The sequence below is a fragment of the Streptomyces sp. Y20 genome (genome assembly GCF_043195475.1).
Taxonomy (GTDB): domain Bacteria; phylum Actinomycetota; class Actinomycetes; order Streptomycetales; family Streptomycetaceae; genus Streptomyces.
In genome coordinates this window covers 107161-127449 of sequence record NZ_JBIDDP010000014.1, presented here as the reverse complement: position 1 = coordinate 127449, position 20289 = coordinate 107161, and the positions used below count along the sequence as shown (strand labels likewise).

Annotated in this window: 20 protein-coding genes; 10 read left to right on the top strand and 10 right to left on the bottom strand. The window is 73.4% G+C overall.

Annotated elements, in window-relative coordinates:
* Positions 1-72: 72 nt before the first annotated feature.
* Positions 73-1719 carry an FAD-dependent oxidoreductase gene (locus ACGFT1_RS29155; protein ID WP_373911965.1) on the bottom strand — a complete coding sequence of 549 codons (1647 nt, stop codon included), beginning with the start codon at positions 1717-1719 and terminating at the stop codon, positions 73-75.
* Between the two features lie 201 nt (positions 1720-1920).
* Here ACGFT1_RS29155 and ACGFT1_RS29150 point away from each other — a divergent pair, with 201 nt between their 5' ends.
* From ACGFT1_RS29150 to ACGFT1_RS29120, 7 genes are read left to right on the top strand one after another with little or no spacing between them, the layout of a single operon-like run.
* On the top strand, positions 1921-3003 hold the full coding sequence (locus ACGFT1_RS29150) for a SchA/CurD-like domain-containing protein (protein ID WP_373911964.1): 1083 nt from the start codon (positions 1921-1923) through the stop codon (positions 3001-3003).
* Positions 3004-3037: 34 nt separating this feature from the next.
* On the top strand, positions 3038-3502 hold the full coding sequence (locus ACGFT1_RS29145; RefSeq protein WP_373911963.1) for a cupin domain-containing protein: 465 nt from the start codon (positions 3038-3040) through the stop codon (positions 3500-3502).
* Positions 3499-4767, top strand: coding sequence for a beta-ketoacyl synthase (locus tag ACGFT1_RS29140; protein ID WP_373911962.1), 1269 nt, complete (start codon positions 3499-3501; stop codon positions 4765-4767). The genes ACGFT1_RS29145 and ACGFT1_RS29140 overlap by 4 nt, the downstream gene beginning before the upstream one ends.
* Positions 4764-6008: a beta-ketoacyl synthase N-terminal-like domain-containing protein gene (locus tag ACGFT1_RS29135; protein WP_373911961.1), complete on the top strand. Its 1245-nt coding sequence runs from the start codon at positions 4764-4766 to the stop codon at positions 6006-6008. Before ACGFT1_RS29140 ends, ACGFT1_RS29135 begins: the two co-directional genes overlap by 4 nt.
* 54 nt (positions 6009-6062) lie before the next feature.
* Entirely contained in the window at positions 6063-6320 is a 258-nt protein-coding gene (locus ACGFT1_RS29130; RefSeq protein WP_121789137.1) for an acyl carrier protein, read from the top strand.
* 1 nt (position 6321) lies between these two features.
* Complete coding sequence (locus ACGFT1_RS29125) at positions 6322-6801, top strand: SRPBCC family protein (protein WP_373911960.1); 480 nt, start codon at positions 6322-6324, stop codon at positions 6799-6801.
* 21 nt (positions 6802-6822) lie between these two features.
* Positions 6823-7155 (top strand): TcmI family type II polyketide cyclase, encoded by a 333-nt coding sequence (locus ACGFT1_RS29120; RefSeq protein WP_373911959.1) that lies wholly within the window; start codon positions 6823-6825, stop codon positions 7153-7155.
* Between the two features lie 76 nt (positions 7156-7231).
* Here ACGFT1_RS29120 and ACGFT1_RS29115 read toward each other — a convergent pair whose 3' ends face one another.
* The gene (locus tag ACGFT1_RS29115) at positions 7232-8296 is read right to left on the bottom strand and encodes a methyltransferase (protein WP_373911958.1); all 1065 of its coding nucleotides are present in this window, start codon (positions 8294-8296) and stop codon (positions 7232-7234) included.
* Between the two features lie 43 nt (positions 8297-8339).
* Positions 8340-9431, bottom strand: coding sequence for a nitrous oxide reductase family maturation protein NosD (locus ACGFT1_RS29110; protein ID WP_373911957.1), 1092 nt, complete (start codon positions 9429-9431; stop codon positions 8340-8342).
* A 203-nt stretch (positions 9432-9634) separates the two neighbouring features.
* Here ACGFT1_RS29110 and ACGFT1_RS29105 point away from each other — a divergent pair, with 203 nt between their 5' ends.
* Entirely contained in the window at positions 9635-10846 is a 1212-nt protein-coding gene (locus ACGFT1_RS29105) for a ferritin-like protein (protein ID WP_373911956.1), read from the top strand.
* Positions 10847-10953: 107 nt separating this feature from the next.
* Here the strand turns inward: ACGFT1_RS29105 and ACGFT1_RS29100 are convergent, their stop codons facing one another.
* The 4 genes from ACGFT1_RS29100 to lipB all read right to left on the bottom strand — a co-directional run bounded on the left by ACGFT1_RS29100 (position 10954) and on the right by lipB (position 14045).
* Positions 10954-11655 (bottom strand): DUF4191 domain-containing protein, encoded by a 702-nt coding sequence (locus tag ACGFT1_RS29100; protein ID WP_373911955.1) that lies wholly within the window; start codon positions 11653-11655, stop codon positions 10954-10956.
* Between the two features lie 67 nt (positions 11656-11722).
* Positions 11723-11920, bottom strand: a complete 198-nt coding sequence (locus tag ACGFT1_RS29095) for a hypothetical protein (RefSeq protein ID WP_356825203.1) — start codon at positions 11918-11920, stop codon at positions 11723-11725.
* 264 nt (positions 11921-12184) lie between these two features.
* On the bottom strand, positions 12185-13150 hold the full coding sequence (gene lipA / locus ACGFT1_RS29090; protein WP_356825201.1) for a lipoyl synthase: 966 nt from the start codon (positions 13148-13150) through the stop codon (positions 12185-12187).
* A 97-nt stretch (positions 13151-13247) separates the two neighbouring features.
* Complete coding sequence (gene lipB / locus ACGFT1_RS29085) at positions 13248-14045, bottom strand: lipoyl(octanoyl) transferase LipB (protein ID WP_373911954.1); 798 nt, start codon at positions 14043-14045, stop codon at positions 13248-13250.
* A 239-nt stretch (positions 14046-14284) separates the two neighbouring features.
* On the opposite strand from lipB, the gene ACGFT1_RS29080 reads away from it, so the two are divergent.
* The gene (locus ACGFT1_RS29080; protein WP_373911953.1) at positions 14285-15754 is read left to right on the top strand and encodes a regulator; all 1470 of its coding nucleotides are present in this window, start codon (positions 14285-14287) and stop codon (positions 15752-15754) included.
* 17 nt (positions 15755-15771) lie between these two features.
* Here ACGFT1_RS29080 and ACGFT1_RS29075 read toward each other — a convergent pair whose 3' ends face one another.
* Both ACGFT1_RS29075 and ACGFT1_RS29070 read right to left on the bottom strand, forming a co-directional pair.
* Positions 15772-17145 carry an NAD(P)/FAD-dependent oxidoreductase gene (locus tag ACGFT1_RS29075; protein ID WP_373911952.1) on the bottom strand — a complete coding sequence of 458 codons (1374 nt, stop codon included), beginning with the start codon at positions 17143-17145 and terminating at the stop codon, positions 15772-15774.
* Between the two features lie 181 nt (positions 17146-17326).
* Positions 17327-18223 carry a TIGR01777 family oxidoreductase gene (locus tag ACGFT1_RS29070; protein ID WP_373911951.1) on the bottom strand — a complete coding sequence of 299 codons (897 nt, stop codon included), beginning with the start codon at positions 18221-18223 and terminating at the stop codon, positions 17327-17329.
* Positions 18224-18297: 74 nt separating this feature from the next.
* Here ACGFT1_RS29070 and ACGFT1_RS29065 point away from each other — a divergent pair, with 74 nt between their 5' ends.
* A complete protein-coding gene (locus ACGFT1_RS29065) occupies positions 18298-18783 on the top strand; it encodes an N-acetyltransferase family protein (RefSeq protein WP_373911950.1) in 486 nt (161 codons plus the stop codon).
* Between the two features lie 46 nt (positions 18784-18829).
* On the opposite strand, the gene ACGFT1_RS29060 is transcribed toward ACGFT1_RS29065, so the two are convergent.
* A complete protein-coding gene (locus ACGFT1_RS29060) occupies positions 18830-20014 on the bottom strand; it encodes a MarP family serine protease (RefSeq protein ID WP_373911949.1) in 1185 nt (394 codons plus the stop codon).
* Between the last annotated feature and the right edge of the window lie 275 nt (positions 20015-20289).

Below are 20289 nucleotides of genomic sequence, written 5' to 3'. Positions count from 1 at the left end.
GGCGCTCACGCACAGCGCCGGGATGCCGCCCGCACCCCCGTGCGGGTGACTTCCGCCGCGTACGGGCGTGTCTCAGCCGCGGCGCAGAACCTCCGCCAGCGCCTCCCGCAGCCCGCTCTCCTGATCGCGGACCGTGCCGGAGGCGCGCCAGGCCACGAATCCGTCCGGCCGCACCAGTACCGCCCCGTCGGCCGTGACGCCGTGGGCCGCCGCCCAGTCGTCACCCTCCGTGTCGTACGTCAGCCCGGCGTCCGTGCCCGCACCGATCCGGTACGCCTCCAGCGGCACGCCGTCCGTGCCGGCGACGCGGCGGGCGGCGGCGTGCCAGCCGGCGCCGGCGGCCGACCCGGCGTCGCAGAGCAGCACCGGTGACCGCTCGTACAGGTCGAGCGTGGAGATCCGCTCGCCCGCGCGGCGCAGCCACAGGTGCGGGGCCCGGCTGCCGGGCTCCCCGGTCAGCCGCAGCCCGTCGGGTACGACCGGCTGGTCCGGGTCGGCGCCCACGACGGCGCCCTCGGGGTAGCGGTAGCCGAGGACCACGTTGAGGATGCCGCCGCGCTTGCCGCCGCCGATGCCGGGGGCGGGCGCGAAACCGGGGTGGCTGTGCTCCACCGAGCGGACCGAGGCCCGGGCGCTGGTCGCCGAGGCCACCGGCCGGCGCTCGGTGTCGTACGTCGCGAGCAGGCCGGGCCCGGCCCAGCCGCCGAGCACGGCGGCCAGCTTCCAGGCCAGGTTGTGGGCGTCCTGGATGCCGGTGTTGGAGCCGAACGCGCCGGTCGGCGACATCTCGTGGGCGGAGTCGCCCGCCAGGAACACCCGGTCGGCCGCATACCGTTCGGCCACCCGTTCGGCGGCCCGCCAGGACGCCTTTCCGGTGATCTCGACATCGAGGTCCGGGGCGCCGACCGCGTGGCGGATGTGTCGCTGGAGCCGCTCCTCGGTGAACTCCTCCAGCGTCTCGCCGTGCTCCGGGTGCCAGGGGGCGTGGAAGACCCAGTTCTCCTTGTTGTCGACCGGCAGCAGCGCCCCGTCGCCCCCCGGGTCGGTGAGGTAGCAGCAGATGAAGCGCCGGTCGCCGACGATGTCGGCGAGCAGCTTGGAGCGGAAGGTGACGCTCACGTTGGCGAAGAGGTCGCCGGGGCCGTCCTGCCCGATGCCGAGCCGGCCCCGGACGGGGCTGCGCGGACCGTCGGCCGCGACCAGGTAGTCCGCGCGGACGGTGTACATCCGGTCGCTGTCGCGGTCCCGGACGTACGCCGTCACTCCTTCGGGGTCCTGTGCGAACGACTCCAGCTCGTGGAAGTACCGCAGGTCGCCGCCGAGCGCGCGGGCGCCCTTCACGAGGACGGGCTCCAGGTCGTTCTGGCTGCACAGGCACCACCCCGTGGGGCTGAGTCTCGCGATCCCGCCGCCCGGATCGATCTCCCTGAACAGCCACTCCCCGGCGTCACCGGTCAGGCTCGGGGTCTGGAGGATGCCGTGGTTGTCCGCGAGGAGCGAGGCCGCCTCCTTGATGCCCGGCTCGACGCCGGCCCCCCGGAACAGCTCCATCGTCCGCACGTTGTTGCCGCGTCCGCGCGGGTGGACCGAGGTTCCGGAGTGCCGCTCGACCAGCATGTGCCGTACGCCGAGACGGCCCAGGAACAGGGACATGGACAGGCCCACCAGAGAGCCGCCCACGACGAGGACGGGAACCTGGTGATCGGCTTTCTGCTGCATCGAGGCTCCTGAGGCAGAGGTGGGGTGTGGGGCGTGTCGGAGTGTCCATGCCCGGTGCGAGGGGTTCCGCGTGCGCAATCACCCGCGTGGTTCACGCGAGTCGCGCGCATCGGGGGAGCGGCACAGGATCAGAAAGCGCTGACGTCGCGTCATCGGCGGCCGGCGTTCGGCCCTGCCCCCCGTGAAGGAGATGTGCGCAGTATGACCACCACATCGGAAAAGGTTTCGGAACAGCTGACGCGACACGCGTCGAAGCGGGTCTCCCAGTCCGTGTTCGACGGCTCCCGCCTCCGGGTCGTCCTGCTGGTGGACGTACACGACGGCGCCCAGCAGCAGTTCCTGGAGGCCTACGAACAACTGTGCAGCCAGGTCGCGTCCGTGCCCGGGCACGTCAGCGACCAGCTGTGCCAGTCGATCGAGAACCCCTCCCAGTGGCTCATCACCAGCGAGTGGGAGAGCGCCCCGCCGTTCCTCGCCTGGGTGAACAGCGAGGAGCACGTGCGGATGGTGGAGCCGCTCCACAGCTGCGTACGGGACACCCGCTCGCTGCGCTTCCACGTCGTCCGCGAGACGGGCGGCGACGCCGCGGCCAGCGCGGCCCAGCGCCGGCTCCAGACGTCCCCGCGGATCGGCGACGGCGTGATCCGGCACGCGCTCACCTTCACGGTGAAGCCGGGCAGCGAGCCGGAGGTCGAGAAGATCCTCGCGGACTACGCCTCGCCCGAGGCGCGGGTCGACGAGACCACCCGTCTGATGCGCACCTCCCTGTTCATGCACGGCAACCGGGTCGTGCGGGCCATCGAGGTCCGCGGCGACCTGCTCGCCGCCCTGCGCCACGTCGCCCGGCAGCCCGAGGTACGGGCCGTCGAGGAGGCCATCAACCCGTACCTGGAGCAGCAGCGGGACCTCGACGACCAGGAGTCCGCGCGGGTGTTCTTCACCCGGGCGGCGCTGCCGGCCGTCCACCACGTCAGCGCGGACGAACTGCCCGAGGGCGAGCGGCACGCGCTGTACTACCCCGCCCGGCCGGGCAGCGGGATGCAGCTGGCCGAGCTGCTCGCCCGGCACGACGAGGAGGCGGCGGAGGACCCGAACAGCCCGGTCCTGCGCAGCACGATCTTCCAGCGCGACGACGTCGTCGTCCGGCTGATCGACGTGCGCCCCGGCCCGGGCGCCGACGCGGTCCTGCCGCGAGGCGCGGCACAGGCCCCGCTGGACGCCCTGCTGGACGGCGACGCCGTCCGCATGGAACTCATCACCGACCGCCGCTCGCCGGTCGCCTGACTGTCAGGCGCAGCACACCCCACGGAGGAACGTCGTGATCAAACCCCTTCCGAAGATCGTGGACCTCAGCGAGGTCGAGCACAACACCCGGCGCGGCGGCGATCTGCGCGCCATGCTCACCCCGGCCACGGTGGGTTCCACCAGCGGTTTCATGGGCGTGGCCCTCATCCAGCCCGGCGAGCGCATCGGTGAGCACTACCACCCGTACTCCGAGGAGTTCGTGTACGTCGTCTGCGGGGATCTGGAGGTGGACCTCGACGGCGAGCCGCACCCGCTCCGGCCGGAGCAGGGGCTGATGATCCCCCTCAACATGCGCCACCGCTTCCGCAACGTGGGCGACGTGGAGGCGCGGATGGTCTTCCACCTGGGCCCGCTGGCCCCGCGCCCCAGCCTGGGACACGTCGACACGGAGGAGACGGAGGTCATCGGGGCCGCCGCGGTGGTCACGGAGCCCGCTGCGGCGGGTGCCGCCCCCGCCCGGGGTCAGGTCCGGTCATGACCCGGCGCGTGGCGGTCACTGGCATAGGCATCGTCGCCCCGGGCGGCATCGGCGTACCGGCATTCTGGGACCTGCTCGCCAACGGCCGGACCGCGACGCGGGGCATCACCTTCTTCGATCCCTCGGGACTGCGCTCGCGCATAGCGGCGGAGTGCGACTTCGATCCGGCGGCGCACGGCCTGGACGAGGAGCAGGCCGCCCGCGCGGACCGGTACATCCAGTTCGCGCTGGTCGCCGGGGCGGAGGCGGTCCGTGACTCGGGCCTCGACCTGGCCCGGGAGGACCCGTGGCGGGTCGGGGTGTCCCTGGGCACCGCGGTCGGCGGCACCACCCGGCTGGAGCACGACTACGTCCTGGTCAGCAACCGCGGGGAGCACTGGGACGTCGACCACCGGCAGGCGGAGCCGTACCTGCACCGGGCGTTCTCGCCCAGCACGGTCGCCTCCGCGGTGGCGGAGCGATTCGGCGCCCAGGGCCCGGTGCAGACCGTCTCCACCGGCTGCACCTCCGGCCTCGACGCGGTCGGGTACGCCTTCCACACCGTCGAGGAGGGCCGGGCGGACATCTGCATAGCGGGTGCCTCCGACTCCCCGATCTCCCCGATCACCATGGCCTGCTTCGACGCGATCAAGGCCACGTCCCCCAACAACGACGACCCCGCCCACGCCTCCCGGCCCTTCGACAACAACCGTGACGGCTTCGTCATGGGCGAGGGCGGCGCGGTGCTCGTCCTGGAGGAACTGGAACACGCCCGGGCCCGCGGCGCCCACGTGTACTGCGAACTGGGCGGCTACGCCACCTTCGGCAACGCCTACCACATGACCGGCCTGACCAGCGAGGGCCTGGAGATGGCGCGAGCCATCGAACTGGCCCTCGACCACGCCCGGCTGGACCCGACGGCGATCGACTACGTCAACGCCCACGGCTCCGGCACCCGGCAGAACGACCGCCACGAGACGGCGGCCGTGAAGCGGGCGCTCGGCCCGCACGCCTACGACACCCCGATGAGCTCCATCAAGTCGATGGTGGGCCACTCCCTCGGCGCGATCGGGGCGATCGAGGTCGTCGCCTGTGTGCTGGCCCTGGCCGAGCAGGTCGTACCGCCGACCGCCAACTACGACACCCCCGACCCCGAGTGCGACCTGGACTACGTCCCGCGTGTCGCCCGCGAACGGAAGCTCTCCGGCGTCCTGTCCGTGGGCAGCGGGTTCGGGGGCTTCCAGTCCGCCGTGGTCCTGACCCGGACGAGGGAGAGGACACCATGAGCGAACCGCACGACCGGCGCGCGGTCATCACCGGCATCGGGGTGGTCGCGCCGAACGGCACCAGCACCGACACCTTCTGGAAGGCCACCCAGGAAGGCCTCAGCGTCCTCGGCCCGGTCACCCGCGAGGGCTGCGAGCACCTTCCGCTGAAGGTGGCCGGCGAGGTCCGCGGCTTCGATCCGGCGGCGACGATCGAGGAGCGCTTCCTCGTCCAGACCGACCGGTTCACGCACTTCGCCATGGCCGCGGCCGACTTCGCCCTGGACGACGCACGGCTCGGGCAGGCCGACGCCGCCGAGGCGCCCTACTCCATCGGCGTGGTGACGGCGGCCGGTTCCGGGGGTGGCGCGTTCGGCCAGCGCGAACTGCAGCAGCTGTGGAGCAAGGGCAGCCGGTTCGTCGGCCCCTACCAGTCCATCGCCTGGTTCTACGCCGCCAGCACCGGCCAGATCTCCATCCGCCGCGGGTTGAAGGGCCCCTGTTCGGTCGTCGCCTCCGACGAGGCCGGCGGACTGGACGCCCTGGCGCACGCGGCACGGGCGGTACGGCGCGGCACCGACGTGATCGTGGCCGGTTCCACCGAGGCGCCGCTGGCGCCGTACTCGGTGGTGTGCCAGCTCGGTTACGAGGAGCTGAGCACCGTCGCCGACCCGTCCCGCGCCTACCGGCCGTTCACCGAGGACGCCTGCGGGTTCGTGCCGGCCGAGGGCGGGGCGATGCTCGTGGTGGAGGCGGAGACGGCGGCCCGGGAACGCGGTGCGGACATCCGTGCCCACCTCGCGGGACACGCGGCGACCTTCACCGGCGCCTCCCGCTGGGCGGAGTCCCGCGAAGGGCTCGCCCAGGCGATCCGCGGCGCCCTGGCCGACGCGGACCGCGCCCCGGAGGAGATCGACGTCGTCTTCGCCGACGCCCTCGGGGTACCGGAGGCCGACCGCGCCGAGGCGCTGGCCATCGCCGACGTCCTCGGCGCGCACGGCCGGCGCGTGCCCGTCACGGCGCCCAAGACCGGGACGGGCCGCGGCTACTGCGCGGCACCGGTGCTGGACACCGCGGCCGCCGTGCTCGCACTGGAGCACGGCCTGATCCCGCCCACCCCGGGTGTCGTCGCCGCCTGCTACGACCTCGACCTCGTGACCGGCCGCGCCCGCCCCGCCGAGTTGCGTACGGCGCTGGTCCTCAGCCGGGGCCTCATGGGGTCCAACTCGGCACTCGTCGTCCGCCACGGCGCCGGCGGGTGAGCCGCACCCCCGCCCTCCCAGCAGCACACCAGCAGCAAAGGAGAAGGAATCGCCATGAGTGACCGCATCACCGTGGAAGAGCTGTCCGAACTCATGAAGAAGGCCGCCGGAGTCACCGTCTCCGCGGAGGAGCTCCAGCAGCGGTACGACTCCGGCTTCGACGCCCTCGGCGTCGACTCGCTCGGCCTGCTCGGCATCGTCGGCGAGCTGGAGAACCGGCACGGGGCCCCCATGCCCACCGACGCGGAGCGTTCCAGGACGCCCCGCCAGTTCCTCGACCTCGTCAACAGCGCACTGCCCGCGGGAGCCTGACATGACCGGACACACCCAGAACGAGATCACCATCGCGGCACCCGTCGACCTGGTCTGGGACATGACCAACGACGTCGCGAACTGGCCGCGGCTGTTCAGCGAGTACGCCCGGGCCGACATCCTCTCCCAGGAGGGGAACAAGGTCACCTTCCGTCTCACCATGCACCCCGACGAGAACGGCACGGTGTGGAGCTGGGTCTCGGAACGGGAGACCGACCGTGACCGGCTGAGCGTCACGGCCCGCCGCATCGAGACCGGCCCCTTCGCCCACATGGACATCCGCTGGGAGTACGAGGAGGTCCCGGAAGGCACCCGGATGATCTGGACGCAGGACTTCGCGATGAAGCCCGACGCGCCCGTCGACGACGCCTGGATGACCGACAACATCAACAAGAACTCCAAGGTCCAGCTGGCCCTGATCCGGGACCGGATCGAGAAGGCGGCCGCCGGCCACCGGCCCGCCCCGGCCCTGGCCGACTGAGCCGCAGGACAGGAGAAGACCGTGCACCAGGCCCTGATCGTCGCCCGCATGGCCCCGGGCTCCGCCTCCGACATCGCCAAGGTGTTCGCGGAGTCCGACCGGGGAGAGCTGCCGCACCTCGTCGGCGTCGTCCGGCGCAGCCTCTTCCAGTTCGGCGATGTGTACATGCACCTCGTCGAGTCCGAGCGCGAGCCGGGACCCGCCATCGCCAAGGTCACCTCGCACCCCGACTTCGTCGAGGTCAGCGAGCGCCTCTCGGCGTACGTCAGCGCGTACGACCCTCAGACCTGGCGGTCCCCGAAGGACGCGATGGCGCAGCGCTTCTACCTCTGGGAGCGCGACGCCGGAGCGTGAGACCCCCGTCCGGCCACCGGTGCCGGGCCCGCGTCACGACGCGGGCCCGGCACCGGTGTTGCGCGCGGGTGTCCGCTCACGCGGAGACCGTGCAGTCGAACGCGTGCAGATAGGGGTTGACGGGCCGGATGCCACCGACGGTCAGGCCCGCGCCCTCCAGCCGCGCGACCATGCTGGCGGTGGTGTGCTTGGCCCCGCCGACGTTGAGCAGCAGCAGCAGGTCCATGGCGGTGCTGAACCGCATCGACGGGGTGTCGTCGACGAGGTTCTCGATGACCACGACCCGGGTGCCGGGTCCGCCCGCCTCCACCACGTTGCGCAACAGCCTGGTCGTGGACTCGTCGTCCCACTCCAGGATGTTCTTGATGATGTAGACGTCGGCCTCGACCGGGACGGACACACGGACGTCGCCGGGCACGATGCGCGCCCGGCCGGAGAGGTCGCCGCCCTCGCGCAGCCGCGGCACGGCGTTCTCCACCACCCGGGGCAGGTCGAGCAGGTAGCCCCGCATCTCCGGGTACTTGTCCAGCAGGCTCGCCACCACATGGCCCTGACCGCCGCCGAGGTCCGCGACGGACGAGGCGCCGGACAGGTCCAGCAGCGCGGCGACGTCGCGCGCCGACTGCTCGCTGGAGGTGGTCATCGCCCGGTTGAAGACGTCCGCCGACTCGGGGGCGTCCTCGTTCAGGTAGACGAAGAACTCCTTGCCGTAGAGGTCCTCGACGACGTTGCGGCCGGAGCGGACCGCCTCGTCCAGCCTCGGCCAGGCGTCCCAGGTCCACGGCTCGGTGCACCACAGGGAGATGTAGCGCAGGCTGTTCGGGTCGTCCTCGCGCAGCAGCCGGGACATGTCGGTGTGGGCGAAGGTCCCGTCCGGCCGCTCGGTGAAGACGCCGTAGCAGGACAGGGCGCGCAGCAGCCGGCGCAGCGGCTCGGGCTCGGCCCGCACCGCCGCCGCGAGGTGCTCCACGGTCAGGGGTGCGTCGCCGAGCACGTCGGCGACGCCCAGCCGGGCGGCGGCGCGGACGGCGGCGGCACACGCCGCCCCGAACACGAGCTCTCTCAACCGCATCGACGGCGGAGGGGGAGGGGCCGCCCCCTGCCCGGCCGGTGCCGACAGCTCGGGGGATGGTGCGGTCATGTGCCGCCTTCCTTCCTTGTGAGGGTGGGTTCCGGCCGTCCGGTCAGCACAGTCCCGCGGGCTTGGAGGCCCGGCAGGAGTTGCCGTCGAAGGCGTTCCGGCGCTTGGCGGCCTCCTGGTTCACCAGGTCCGCCGGGGCGTTGTTCTCCAGGTGGTTGCCGATGATCCGGTTCCCCTCGCTCGGGGCGCCCACGAAGCTCTTGAACAGGACGATGCCTCCCGACAGCGGGGATCTGCCCGAGTGGCCGATGACGGTGTTCCCGGTCACCAGTGTCTTCTCGGTGCCGGTCAGCACGATGCCGGAGCCCTTCAGGTAGGGCAGCCGGGCGGTCTTCGGGCAGTACTTGTTGTTCCACTCCAGGCGGTTGTCCCGCACCGTCAGGGCGCCCGCCCGCGGTTTGTTCTCGTCGCCGACGACGAACACGCCGGCGCAGTTGGCGGTGAGGTAGTTGTCGCTGACGGTGAGGTTGCGCAGCCGGCGGACGGTGATGCCGATGCGGTTGTCCTCGAGGTGGTTGTGCTGGACCAGCGTGCCCTTGCTGTCGGCAGCGCCCTGCTCGGCCTTGACGTTGTTGGCGAGGAACAGGCCCGCGTCACCGTTGCCCCGGGCGGTGTCCTCCCGGAAGACGCCGCGGGTGGAGTGCTCCTGGGCGATGCCCCACTGCCCGTTGTCGTCGGCGGTCACTCCGCGCACGGTCAGGTGGTCGGTGCCCATGGCCCACAGGCCGGTCCGGGCGAAGCCGGCCACCTTCAGGTCGGCGACGGTGACGTCCCGCAGGGCCTTGTTCTTGCCGCCGACGACACAGATGCCGTTGCCGTTGCCGCGACAGGTGACGGATGCCTTCTTCGATTTCTTGGAGGTCGTGGCGGGTTTCTTCCCGGCCGGCCGGATCACCGTGCGGCGACCGGCGCCGCGCAGGGTCAGTCCCGGTGTCCGCACCGTGACGCTCTCGCGGTAGGTGCCGGCGAGCACGAGCACGGTGTCCCCGGACCGGGCGGCGTTCACCGCCTTCTGGATCGATTCACCCGGATGCACCACGAGGGTCCGGTGTGCGGCCGACGCCGGGGTGGTGCCGGCGAACGTGCCGAGGATGGCCGCGGTGCACGCGAGGTACGAGATATGGCTTTTCTTCACATTCCGAAGGCTAAGAGCGCATGACCCGATCACCTGGTGGATGCTCCGTTCGGCGGCGTGTCCCCCGGAGGCGGGGCAGCGCCCCGCCCGGCGTCCGGGCAACGGCCGTGCGGGCTGCTAGCTTCGCGAGCGGTCCGAGGGCCCCGTCCCGTCCCGTCCCGCCCCGGGGCGGGACGGGGCCATGGCCGCGAGCGGAGGCAACGGTGACCGGTACCCCGGAAGACGCGCACGGTTCGGCAGCCCACCCCCTCCGGCGCCGGGGTTTCCTGGCATCGGCGGCCCTGGTGGCCGCCGCCCAGGTCCCGGCCGCGGATCCGGTGCGGGCCGCCGATCCCGATCCGGCCGGGGGTCCCGATGCGGCCGGGGGTCCCGATGCGGCCGGGGGGCCGGGGCAGCCGGGCGCGCTGCCGGAGTGCGGGCCGCCCGCCGGGTCCGGCTGCCGGTCCGTGGCGGGACTGCTCGCCGTCCCGGAGGCGGACCGCGGGGCCGGCTGGCTCAGGCAGGCCCTGGAGGCGGCCGTGGCACTGGAACTCGCCACGCTCCCGCCCTACCTGTGCGCCTGGTGGTCCGTCCGGGACCGCCGCGGCGAGGCCGCCCGGCTGATCCGGCGCATCATCGGCGACGAGATGTACCACCTGGGCGTGGTCTGCAACCTGCTCGTGGCCGTGGGCGGCCGGCCCCGGATCAGGGAGTCGGCGCCCAGCTATCCCGGCCCGCTGCCCGGCGGTGTGCGCAGCGGGCTGAAGGTGTACCTGTCCGGGCTCACCCGGTCCTTCGTGCACGACGTGATGATGGCGATCGAGGCCCCCGACACACCCCTCACCCGGGCGGCGGACCGCTCGCCCAGCATCGGCGACTTCTACGGCGACGTGCTGAAGGCGTTCCGCGCGGCGGCACCGGAGCTGTCGGCGCGCGGACAGCTGTCCAGCCGTATCGGCTCCGACGAGCTGACGCCGGTCCGCACCCTCGACGACGCCGAGCGCTCCCTCTCGATCGTCAAGGAGCAGGGCGAGGGCACCGCGAGTTCCCCGGCCGACTCCTTCCAGGACGACCATCCGGCGCACTACTACGCCTTCGCCGAGATCTACCACGGCCGGCAGTTGCGCCGCACCGACCACGGCTGGCACTTCACCGGCGCGCCCGTGCCCTTCCCCGACGCCCGCCCCATGGCGCGGGTCCCGGCCGGCGGCTGGCCGCATCCGCCCGAGCGGGCCCGGCAGCTCCTGGACCGTTTCGACGGCACCTACGCCACCGTGCTGGACAAGCTCGACGCGGCCTGGTCCGGGGGCGGTCCGAGCGCCATGGGCGCTGCCGTCCACGCCATGCGCGCGATGGAGGAGCCCGCCGTGGAGCTGATGGAGATCACGATCCCCGGCGCCCCCGGCAACTACGGCCCCCAGTTCCGCCTGCCCTAGAAGGCGCCGGCCCTGGACGACGCAGGCCCCGACAACGCCGGAGGGCGTGCGGGGCCTGACTGTCGTGCGGACCGCCGGTGGCGGTCCGCGGTGGTACGTCGGAGTGCTCAGCGCCCCCGCGATCCGCCCTTGGGCAGCTTCATGCCCTTGGGCATGGGGCCCTTGGGCAGCGGCATGTTGCTCATCAGGTCGCCCAGGGCGCGCAGCCGGTCGTTGGTGGCCGTGACCTGGGGGCCGGTGAGCACGCGCGGCAGCTTCAGCATCGTCGTGCGGAGCTTCTTCAGCTCCACCTGGCCCTCGCCGGTGCCGACGATCAGGTCGTGCACCGGGACGTCCGCGACGATGCGGTTCATCTTCTTCTTCTCGGCGGCCAGCAGGCTCTTCACCCGGTTCGGGTTGCCCTCGGCGACCAGCACGATGCCGGCCTTGCCGACCGCCCGGTGCACCACGTCCTGGCTGCGGTTCATCGCCACCGCCGGAGTGGTCGTCCAGCCGCGGCCGACGTTGTCCAGCACGGCCGCGGCGGCACCCGGCTGGCCCTCCATCTGGCCGAAGGCGGCCCGCTCGGCACGGCGGCCGAACACGACGGCCGTCGCCAGCAGGGCGATCAGCAGACCGAAGACACCCAGGTAGACCGGGTGGCCGATCAGGAAGCCGATCGCGAGGAAGACACCGAGCGTGCCGATGCCGACGGCCGCGAGCACCAGGCCGATCGTCTTGTCGGCCTTGCGGGTCATCTTGTACGTCAGGGCGATCTGCTTCAGTCGCCCGGCATTCGCGGCGTCCGCCGCGGGTTCCTTCCTCGCCATGCCACGAAGTCTACGTGCCCCCGGGAGCGCGGACGACGGCAGTGCCCGGCGCGGGCCGGCGCGGGCGTCAGGAGCGGGTGGCGGCCTGCTCCAGGAACCGCTGCGCCTCGACCCGGTCCTTGGCGCGGCGGCGGTCCTCCAGGACGGAGGTCCAGGCGTTGCGGCGGGCGGTGCGCTGACCGCCGCTCATCAGCAGCGACTCGACGGCCCGCAGGGCGTCGGTGAAGGACGGGATCGCGGTGGCGTGTACCGGCGCGGCCTGCATGGGCGGGGTCCCCCCTGGAAGCGGATGGTGTACGGGGCGTGATACCAGAGTCACTGTTCGGTGTTACCAGGGCGTGTCCGACCGGTCAAACGCCCATGAACCCGAATGCGCCGCCCCGTGAACGGCGACGCGGCCCTGACGTACGCCCTCATCAGCGAGGACGGTCAGGACCGCGTCGGTTCGGCCATTACCGGCCGGTAAGTGCTTGTGCGTGAATTCACACGGCCGCCGGGCGACCTGTCGGACGGCCTGTCAGATGGCCTGTCAGACGGCCTGGGCCGCGCTGTAGGAGCCGCGCTTCTCCACGGCCATCTGGTAGAGGCGGCCGGCGCGGTAGGAGGACCGCACCAGCGGGCCGGACATCACGCCGGAGAAGCCGATCTGCTCGGCCTCCTCCTTCAGCTCCACGAACTCGTGCGGCTTGACCCAGCGTTCCACCGGGTGGTGGCGCACGGACGGACGCAGGTACTGGGTGATGGTGATCAGCTCGCAGCCCGCCTCGTGCAGCTGCTTCAGCGCCTCGCTGACCTCCTCGCGGGTCTCGCCCATGCCGAGGATCAGGTTGGACTTGGTGACCAGGCCGACGTCGCGGGCCTCGGTGATCACCTTGAGGGAGCGCTCGTAGCGGAAACCGGGGCGGATCCGCTTGAAGATGCGCGGGACCGTCTCGACGTTGTGCGCGAAGACCTCGGGCCGGGCGGAGAAGACCTCCGCGAGCTGCTCGGGGACCGCGTTGAAGTCGGGCGCCAGCAGTTCGACCTTGGTCCGGCCGCCCTCCCGGTCCGCCGTCTGGAGGTGGATCTGGCGCACGGTCTCGGCGTACAGCCAGGCGCCGCCGTCCGCCAGGTCATCGCGGGCGACGCCGGTGATGGTGGCGTAGTTCAGGTCCATGGTGACCACGGACTCGCCGACGCGGCGCGGCTCGTCCCGGTCCAGCGCCTCGGGCTTGCCGGTGTCGATCTGGCAGAAGTCGCAGCGCCGGGTGCACTGGTCGCCGCCGATGAGGAAGGTCGCCTCGCGGTCCTCCCAGCACTCGTAGATGTTCGGGCAGCCGGCTTCCTGGCAGACCGTGTGCAGGCCCTCGCTCTTCACGAGGCTCTGCATCTTCGTGTACTCGGGGCCCATTTTCGCCCGGGTCTTGATCCACTCGGGCTTGCGCTCGATGGGGGTCTGGCTGTTGCGGACCTCCAGGCGCAGCATCTTGCGTCCGTCGGGTGCGACTGCGGACACGACCGGCTCCCTAGCGATTGATTCTTCGGCGTTCCCCAGGGTACGCCCGTTGATTTCATGGCCCGGTGCGGGCGCCGTCCTCGGCGGCGGGCCGGCGCTACGCGGGTGCCCTCTCGATGTCCCGCGGCTTGAGGTCCGCGTTCTCCAGGATGTCCCTCAGGTGCTCCTCGACCACCGGCAGGACTTCCTCGACCGTGACCTCGCGGCCCAGCTCGGCCGCGAGCGAGGTGACGCCCGCGTCGCGGATGCCGCACGGGATGATCCGGTCGAACCAGACGTTGTCCGGGTTCACGTTGAAGGAGAAGCCGTGCATCGTGACGCCCTTGGCGACGCGGATGCCGATCGCGGCGATCTTGCGGTCCTCGCGCCGCTGGCCGGCGTTGGAAGGGGCGTACTCCGGGCCGTCGAGGCGGGGGTCGAACTCCTCGTCGGTCAGCCGCGGGTCGAAGTCGAGGGAGAGGCCGCCGAGGGCGGGGCGCCGTTCGACCGGGTCACCGAGCACCCACACGCCGCTGCGGCCCTCCACCCGGGTGGTCTCCAGGCCGAAGTCGGCGCAGGTGCGGATGAGGGCCTCCTCCAGGCGCCGCACGTGCGCGACGACGTCCACCGGGCGGGGCAGTTTCTGGATCGGGTACCCCACCAGCTGGCCCGGTCCGTGCCAGGTGATCTTGCCGCCGCGGTCCACGTCGATGACCGGGGTGCCGTCCAGCGGGCGCTCGTTGTCCTGCGTGCGGCGGCCCGCCGTGTACACCGGGGGGTGTTCCAGGAGGAGCACGGTGTCCGGGACCTCGTCGGCGAACCGGGCCGAGTGCACCCGGCGCTGCTCGTCCCAGGCCTCCTGGTACTCGACGGCATCCGCACCGAACCCCATACGGACGAACCGCAACTCACTCACGGCAAGCGCCTCCCTCAGCGACCGGTGTGTCAGGCGCGTGAAGCGCCCACGCCACTGTACGTCCGACCGGAGTACGTCAGCCCTGCGGGCGTTCCTCACACGATCGGATGAATGCCGGGCGAAAGGTGCGACCGTCCGCTCACTCTCCGCTACATTCGCGCCGTTCGTGAGGCCATATGGGCTGCTCAAAGGCAATCCGGGCACTTCAGAGGCCCGGAAGGCAGGAGACCGCACCACAGATGACGGACCGACCCGCGCAGCGCACCCCCAACCGCCAGCTCGCCGCGCTCATCGCAGAGGCGGGGTTCTCCAACGCGGGTCTGGCTCGTCGGGTCGACCAGCTCGGCCTGGAGCACGGGCTGGACCTCAGATACGACAAGACCTCGGTCACCCGCTGGCTGCGCGGACAGCAGCCGCGCGGCACGACGCCCGCCCTCATCGCCGAGGTGTTCACCCGCCGGCTCGGGCGCCGGCTCAGCGCCCAGGACCTGGGCCTGGACGCGTGCGCGCCGGTATACGCCGGGCTGGAGTTCGCGGCCGGCCCCGAGGAGGCCGTCGACATCGTCAGCGGACTGTGGCGCAAGGACTCCGGCAGCCACGCCGAGCTGCGCAAGATCGCCTTCACCCCGGCCGGGTTGGTCGTGCCCAGCCGGGACTGGCTGATCGGCAAGCCCGACGACCGGGTGGCCCGCGACCCGGCACCCCGGGTACCCGCCCAGGGCCGCCCCGGCGCGGCCAGGCCCCAGCCCCAGCCGCAGCCGGGAGTGCCGGTGCCGCCGCGGGCCCGGGGGACCGGCGGGCCCGGCCACCGGGTCACCGGCGGTGACATTTCCGCCCTCCGCTCGGTCGGCGAACTGTTCCGCACCCTCGACGACCGGTTCGGCGGCGGCCACGCCCGGCAGGCACTGGTGCGCTATCTGGAGCACGAGTGCGAGCCGATGCTCCGCGGCAGCTACGACGAGCAGACCGGCCGCCGGCTGTTCGGCGCCGCCGCCGACCTGACCCGGCTCGCGGGCTGGACGTCGTACGACATCGCCGCGCACGGACTGGCCCAGCGGTACTTCGTGCAGGCCCTGCGGCTCGCGCAGGCGGCCGGCGACCGGGCGTACGGCTCCTTCGTCCTGGTCACGATGAGCCGCCAGGCCGTGTACCTGGGCCACGGCAGGGAGGCCGTGCAGCTGGCGCGGGTCGCCCAGCAGGGCGTCGGCACGGGTGCTCCGCCGGTCGTGCAGGCGCTGCTGCACGCCGCCGAGGCGCGGGCGCACGGCGTCCTGGGCGAGGTGCGGGCGTGCACCGCGGCGCTCGTGCGGGCCGAGCGCGCCCTGGACGCGGCGCGGGCCGGGGACGACGTGCCGTACTGGGCCGCGTTCTTCGACGAGGCGCAGCTCGCCGACGAGTTCGGGCACTGCCACCGCGATCTCCAGCAGTTCCGGGCCGCCGCCCAGCACGCCGAGCGCTCGCTCCGGCTGCGCGCCCCCGCGTACGCCCGCAGCCGCCTGTTCTGCCGGGTCGTCCTGGCCACCGCCCGCCTCGCCCTCGGCGAACTGGACCAGGCCTGCGCGCTCGGCGCGGAGGCCGCCGGCCAGGCGGCCGAGATGCGCTCCGCCCGCGCGGTGGAGTACGTGCGGGACTTCGAACGCCGGCTGGAGCCCTACCGGGACGCGCTCGCGGTCCGCACCTACCGGGAGAAGGTGGCGGCCCTGGGCTGAGCGGGCCCCGACCGGGCCTAGGCCGCCCGCGGCAGCGTCGGGACCGGGTCGGCCCGGTGGAGGGAGGCCGCCATGCCCAGGTCGGAGAGGATCGCCGTCGCCGCCCGGCGGGCGGAGTGCAGAGCGCCCTGGACGGTGCCGGAGTCCCGGTGGTCCCCGCAGACGTACAGACCCGCCAGCAGTCGCACCGGCCGACGGGGATCGTGCGGTGGGCGCATCACCGGGACCGCCTCCGGGGTGTGGTGCACGGCCAGCGTCTCCCAGCGGCGCGTCGAGGTGCCGTAGAGCCGGGCGAGGTGGATGCGGACGGCCGTGTCCACGCCTTGCGGCGGGGTGCCCAGCACGGTCGAGGAGATCAGCGTCCGGCCGGCCGGCGCCCGGCTCGGGTCCACGTTGCTGAGCACCGCCGTGTGCGCCACCGGCCCGCCCCGGTCGGCGTCCAGCAGCAGCGAGGTCCCGGTCGGGAACGCCGCCCCGGGCTCGTCGGTGGTGTGGTGGAGCACGGTCACCGGGTGGAAGTCCGGCACCCTGAGCCCCGGCAGCAGTTCCGCCGCGGCCCGCGCGTCGGTCGCGAGCAGCACCGCCCGGCACCGGATCTCCCCGTGCTCGGCGGTGGCCACGGACGTCGTGGAGACCGAGGTGACCCGCACCCCGGTGCGCACGGTGTCCGGTGGCAGCGCCCGGGACAGCAGCTCGGGCAGCCTCTCCGCGCCGCCCTCGGGCACGCACAGCCGCCCGCTCGCGAAGGCGTGCAGCGCCAGGTCGGCGCACCGGCTGGACGTGATCAGCTCCGGGTCGCACAGCAGCGCGGCGAGCAGCGGGCGCAGGAAGCCCTCGACGGTACGCGCCGGCACCCCGCGCCGGGCGAGGGCCAGCCCGGCCGGCAGCTCGGGGCGCGCCAGCAGGCGTTCGACGGGCGTGGCCGCGATCCGGCCGAGCGCGGCGCCCAGCCGGGCCTGGTCCACGGCGCCGCCCACCGGCGCGCCGGCCCGGCCGGGCGGGGGGACCGTGCCGCGGGGAGTGCCGGCGAGGGCGCGCACCACGTGAAGTGCGCCCCGTGCGCCCCGCGCGCTCCCTCCGGGCGCCGGCGCGCCCGCACGCTGGGTGCGGCCGTCGCGGTGCAGCAGGACGCCCGGCGCGAAGCGGCGCACGGCCAGCGCGCCCGGGGCCGCGGCCAGGCGGAGTTCGGGGTAGGACGTGGACAGCAGCTGTCCGACGCGGTCGAGCCGGAAGCCGTCGACCTTCTCGGTCGACATGCGGCCGCCGACGGACGGGGCGGCCTCCAGGACCGCGGTCGTCAGTCCTGCGCTGGTCAGCCGGTGAGCCGCCGAGAGGCCGGCGACTCCGGCTCCCACGACGACGACGTCCACCTGGTACGCGGGCTCAAGCACGAGGCCCCTCCTGTGGTTGCGCGGCCGGTGGAGACGTCATGCCCCCAACTGGCGTCCGGGATACCGGAGTTCGCGTCGAGGGTAGGGGGCGCGTTCGGTCAGAAGGAGTCGCGCATCAACAGAGCACGGTCGCATAGAGGTCGCATACGGTCACTTTCGTTCGCCCGGGTTGCCAGTCGGCTCATCCCGCCGCACGGATCGCCTCGTCGATGCCCGGGAACGCGAACCGGAACCCCGACTCCAGCAACCGCTTCGGCACCACCCGCTGACTGCCCAGCACATCCCCGGCCATCTCCCCGAGCGCCGCCCGCAGCGCCGGCGCGGGCACCGCGAACACCGCCGGCCGGCGCAGCACCCGGGACATCGCCGCCGTGATCTCACGGTTCGTCAGCGGCTCGGGCGCCGTCAGGTTGACCGGCCCGGACAGCGTGGCGGTGTCCAGGACATGCCGGATCGCGGCGACCTCGTCGTGCAGCGCGATGTACGACCAGTACTGCCGCCCGTCACCCAGCCGCCCCCCGAGCCCCGCCCGGAACAGCGGGAACAGCCGCGCCCACGCCCCGCCGCCCCGGGCCACGACCAGTCCGGTGCGCAGGAACACCGTCCGTACTCCCGCCTCCCGCACGGGGGCCGCCGCCTGCTCCCACTCCACGCACAGCCCGGACAGGAAGCCGTCGCCCGGCGGGGCGTCCTCGTCCACCACCCGGTCGCCGGTATCGCCGTAGAAGCCGATCGCGCTGCCGTTCAGGAACACCCGCGGCGGCTCGGGGAGCGCGGTCACCGCCTCGGCGAGCGCGGCCGTGCCCCGCACCCGGCTGTCCCGCAGCAGCCGCTTGTACTCCGGGGTCCAGCGCCGGTCACCCACCCCGGCCCCCGCCAGGTTGACCACCGCGTCACAGCCGGCCAGCCCGGCCGGGTCGACGTGACTGCGCCCGGGGTCCCAGCGGACCTCGTCCGCCCCCCGGGGCGCACGGCGCACCAGACGTACCACCTCGTGCCCGTCCGCGGTCAGGGACCGCACCAGAGCGCTGCCGATGAGGCCGGAGGCGCCGGCCACCGCGATGCGTGAACGTTCCATGCCCACCAGCATGACCGCACAGCCGCCGGGAAACCCGGTGGGCGCCCCGGACGGCCCGCCGTAGGGTGATCATCATGCCTGAGCTGTCCCTGCGCGCCGCCCGCCCCGAAGACGACGCCGAACTGGCCCGCCTCGACCGGGCCGCCTGGTCCCCCCTGCACGAGGTGGTGCCCGCGCCCGAGCCGCCCTACGCGCCGTTCTTCGAGCGGCACGACCCGCGGGACCACCTGGTCGCCGAGGCCGGCGGGCGCCTCCTCGGCTACATCCGCCTCGTCCGCCCGACCCCGCTCGCCTCCAACGCGCACGTCCTGGCCGTCCAGGGCTTCGTCGTCGCCGAAGAAGCACGCGGGCAGGGAGCCGGGCGCGCCCTGATCCGGGCCGCCGTCGCCGAGGCCCGGGGACGCGGCGCGCGGCGCCTCACCCTGCGCGTCCTCGGGCACAACACCCCGGCGCGCCGGCTCTACGAGTCCGAGGGGTTCGCCGTCGAGGGCGTGCTCCCCGAAGAGTTCTGTCTGGACGGCACGTACGTCGACGACATCCTCATGGGCCGCCGGCTGTGAGCCCCGCCCACCCGGCGGACCGGGCCGCGGCGACCGGCCGCCCTTGTCAGGAACCGACCAGCTCGCCCGTGTCCACCGGCGCCGTCGCCGTGGCCGCGCGCCGGGCGTCGGCCGCCACCTCGGCCGCCGTCAGCGCGTAACCCGTCTCGGCGTCCGAGGTCGAGCGGGCGAAGACCACCCCGAACACCCGGCCGCCCGTCGTCAGCAGCGGGCCGCCGGAGTTGCCCGGCCGGACCGTGGACCGGATCGAGTACACCTCCCGGGTGACCGCGCGGTCGTTGTGGATGTCCTGCCCCAGCGCCCGCACCCGGTTCGCGACCGTCGCCGCCTGGAGGTCCAGGCCCCCGTCCTGCGGATAGCCGGCCACCACCGCCGAGTCCCCGCGTGCCGCGCCCCCGCCGAACCGCAGCACCGGGGCGCGCAGCCCCGGCACGTACAGCACCGCCACGTCCCGGTCGGGGTCGAACAGCACCACCCGGGCCCCGTACGACGGACCGACCCCGCCGACCCGCACGCCCGGGCGGTCGATGCCGGCCACCACGTGCGCGTTGGTCATCACCCGCTCCGGCGCGTACACGAACCCGCTGCCCTCCCGGCCCTCATTGCCCGCGGCTCCCTCGATCTTCACCGAACTCCTGCGGGCCGCCTCCGACGCCGCGGGCGTCACACTGTCACCGGAGGGCCGGGCCACCCGGGCCGTCGACTCGTTCTCGAACGGGTTGAACACCTGCGGGAAACCCGCATCGGCCAGCGCGGACGTCGCCCGCGAGAACCACGCCGGTGTCGTCTCGGGCATCGCCTGCTGCACCGCGCCCAGCAGCGCCGAGTCGCGAATCTGCGTCGTCAGCGTCCGCGCCGGGGCCGCGCCCAGCACGCTCCCCGCCACCCAGGCCACGATCAGCACCGCCACCGCGTTCGCCGCCGCGCCCCCGGCCCCGTCCGCGACCCGCAGCGGCCCCCGGTCCAGCTCCCCGCGCAGCCGCAGCGCCAGCCGGCCCGCCAGCTCGTGCCCCACCATCGCCGGGACCAGCACCGTCAGCACCGCGAGCACCGTCGCCGCCGACGTGCCCCGCTCCACCTGGCCCGTCACCCACGGCAGCACCCACACCCCGACGACGGCGCCGCCCACGAACCCGGCCAGCGAGACGCATCCGGCCACCAGTCCGCGCCGGTAACCGGACACCGCGTACACGACGATCACCAGCGCGAGCAGCAGGTCGAGCAGATCCACGCCAGCCGCCTCCCTCTCGGACCCCTCCGCACGGCCGGGACGGGTCCGCCGGCCGGCCACCCGTGCGTGAGCGCACCCGGCGGCGAAACCGGCTCACGTACGTGTGTACCCCGGAAACGCCCCGGACCCGGGCAATGGTTCCGGCGGACGGTCCGGGGCCGGCCGCCCTGCTCCACGGCGGGGCCCACCCCCGCAGCGACGCCACAGGCGGCGCGCGGCCCGCCGCGAGCCCCGCGCCTACGGCCGTGCACGACACGAACCGACCGGATGCGGGG

Coding starts and splice junctions, on each gene's coding strand:
- ACGFT1_RS29155 (WP_373911965.1), bottom strand. CDS start 1,719: ATGCAGCAGAAAGCCGATCACCAGGTTCCCGTCCTCGTCGTGGGCGGC.
- ACGFT1_RS29150 (WP_373911964.1), top strand. CDS start 1,921: ATGACCACCACATCGGAAAAGGTTTCGGAACAGCTGACGCGACACGCG.
- ACGFT1_RS29140 (WP_373911962.1), top strand. CDS start 3,499: ATGACCCGGCGCGTGGCGGTCACTGGCATAGGCATCGTCGCCCCGGGC.
- ACGFT1_RS29135 (WP_373911961.1), top strand. CDS start 4,764: ATGAGCGAACCGCACGACCGGCGCGCGGTCATCACCGGCATCGGGGTG.
- ACGFT1_RS29130 (WP_121789137.1), top strand. CDS start 6,063: ATGAGTGACCGCATCACCGTGGAAGAGCTGTCCGAACTCATGAAGAAG.
- ACGFT1_RS29125 (WP_373911960.1), top strand. CDS start 6,322: ATGACCGGACACACCCAGAACGAGATCACCATCGCGGCACCCGTCGAC.
- ACGFT1_RS29115 (WP_373911958.1), bottom strand. CDS start 8,296: ATGACCGCACCATCCCCCGAGCTGTCGGCACCGGCCGGGCAGGGGGCG.
- ACGFT1_RS29100 (WP_373911955.1), bottom strand. CDS start 11,655: ATGGCGAGGAAGGAACCCGCGGCGGACGCCGCGAATGCCGGGCGACTG.
- ACGFT1_RS29095 (WP_356825203.1), bottom strand. CDS start 11,920: ATGCAGGCCGCGCCGGTACACGCCACCGCGATCCCGTCCTTCACCGAC.
- ACGFT1_RS29080 (WP_373911953.1), top strand. CDS start 14,285: ATGACGGACCGACCCGCGCAGCGCACCCCCAACCGCCAGCTCGCCGCG.
- ACGFT1_RS29070 (WP_373911951.1), bottom strand. CDS start 18,223: ATGGAACGTTCACGCATCGCGGTGGCCGGCGCCTCCGGCCTCATCGGC.
- ACGFT1_RS29065 (WP_373911950.1), top strand. CDS start 18,298: ATGCCTGAGCTGTCCCTGCGCGCCGCCCGCCCCGAAGACGACGCCGAA.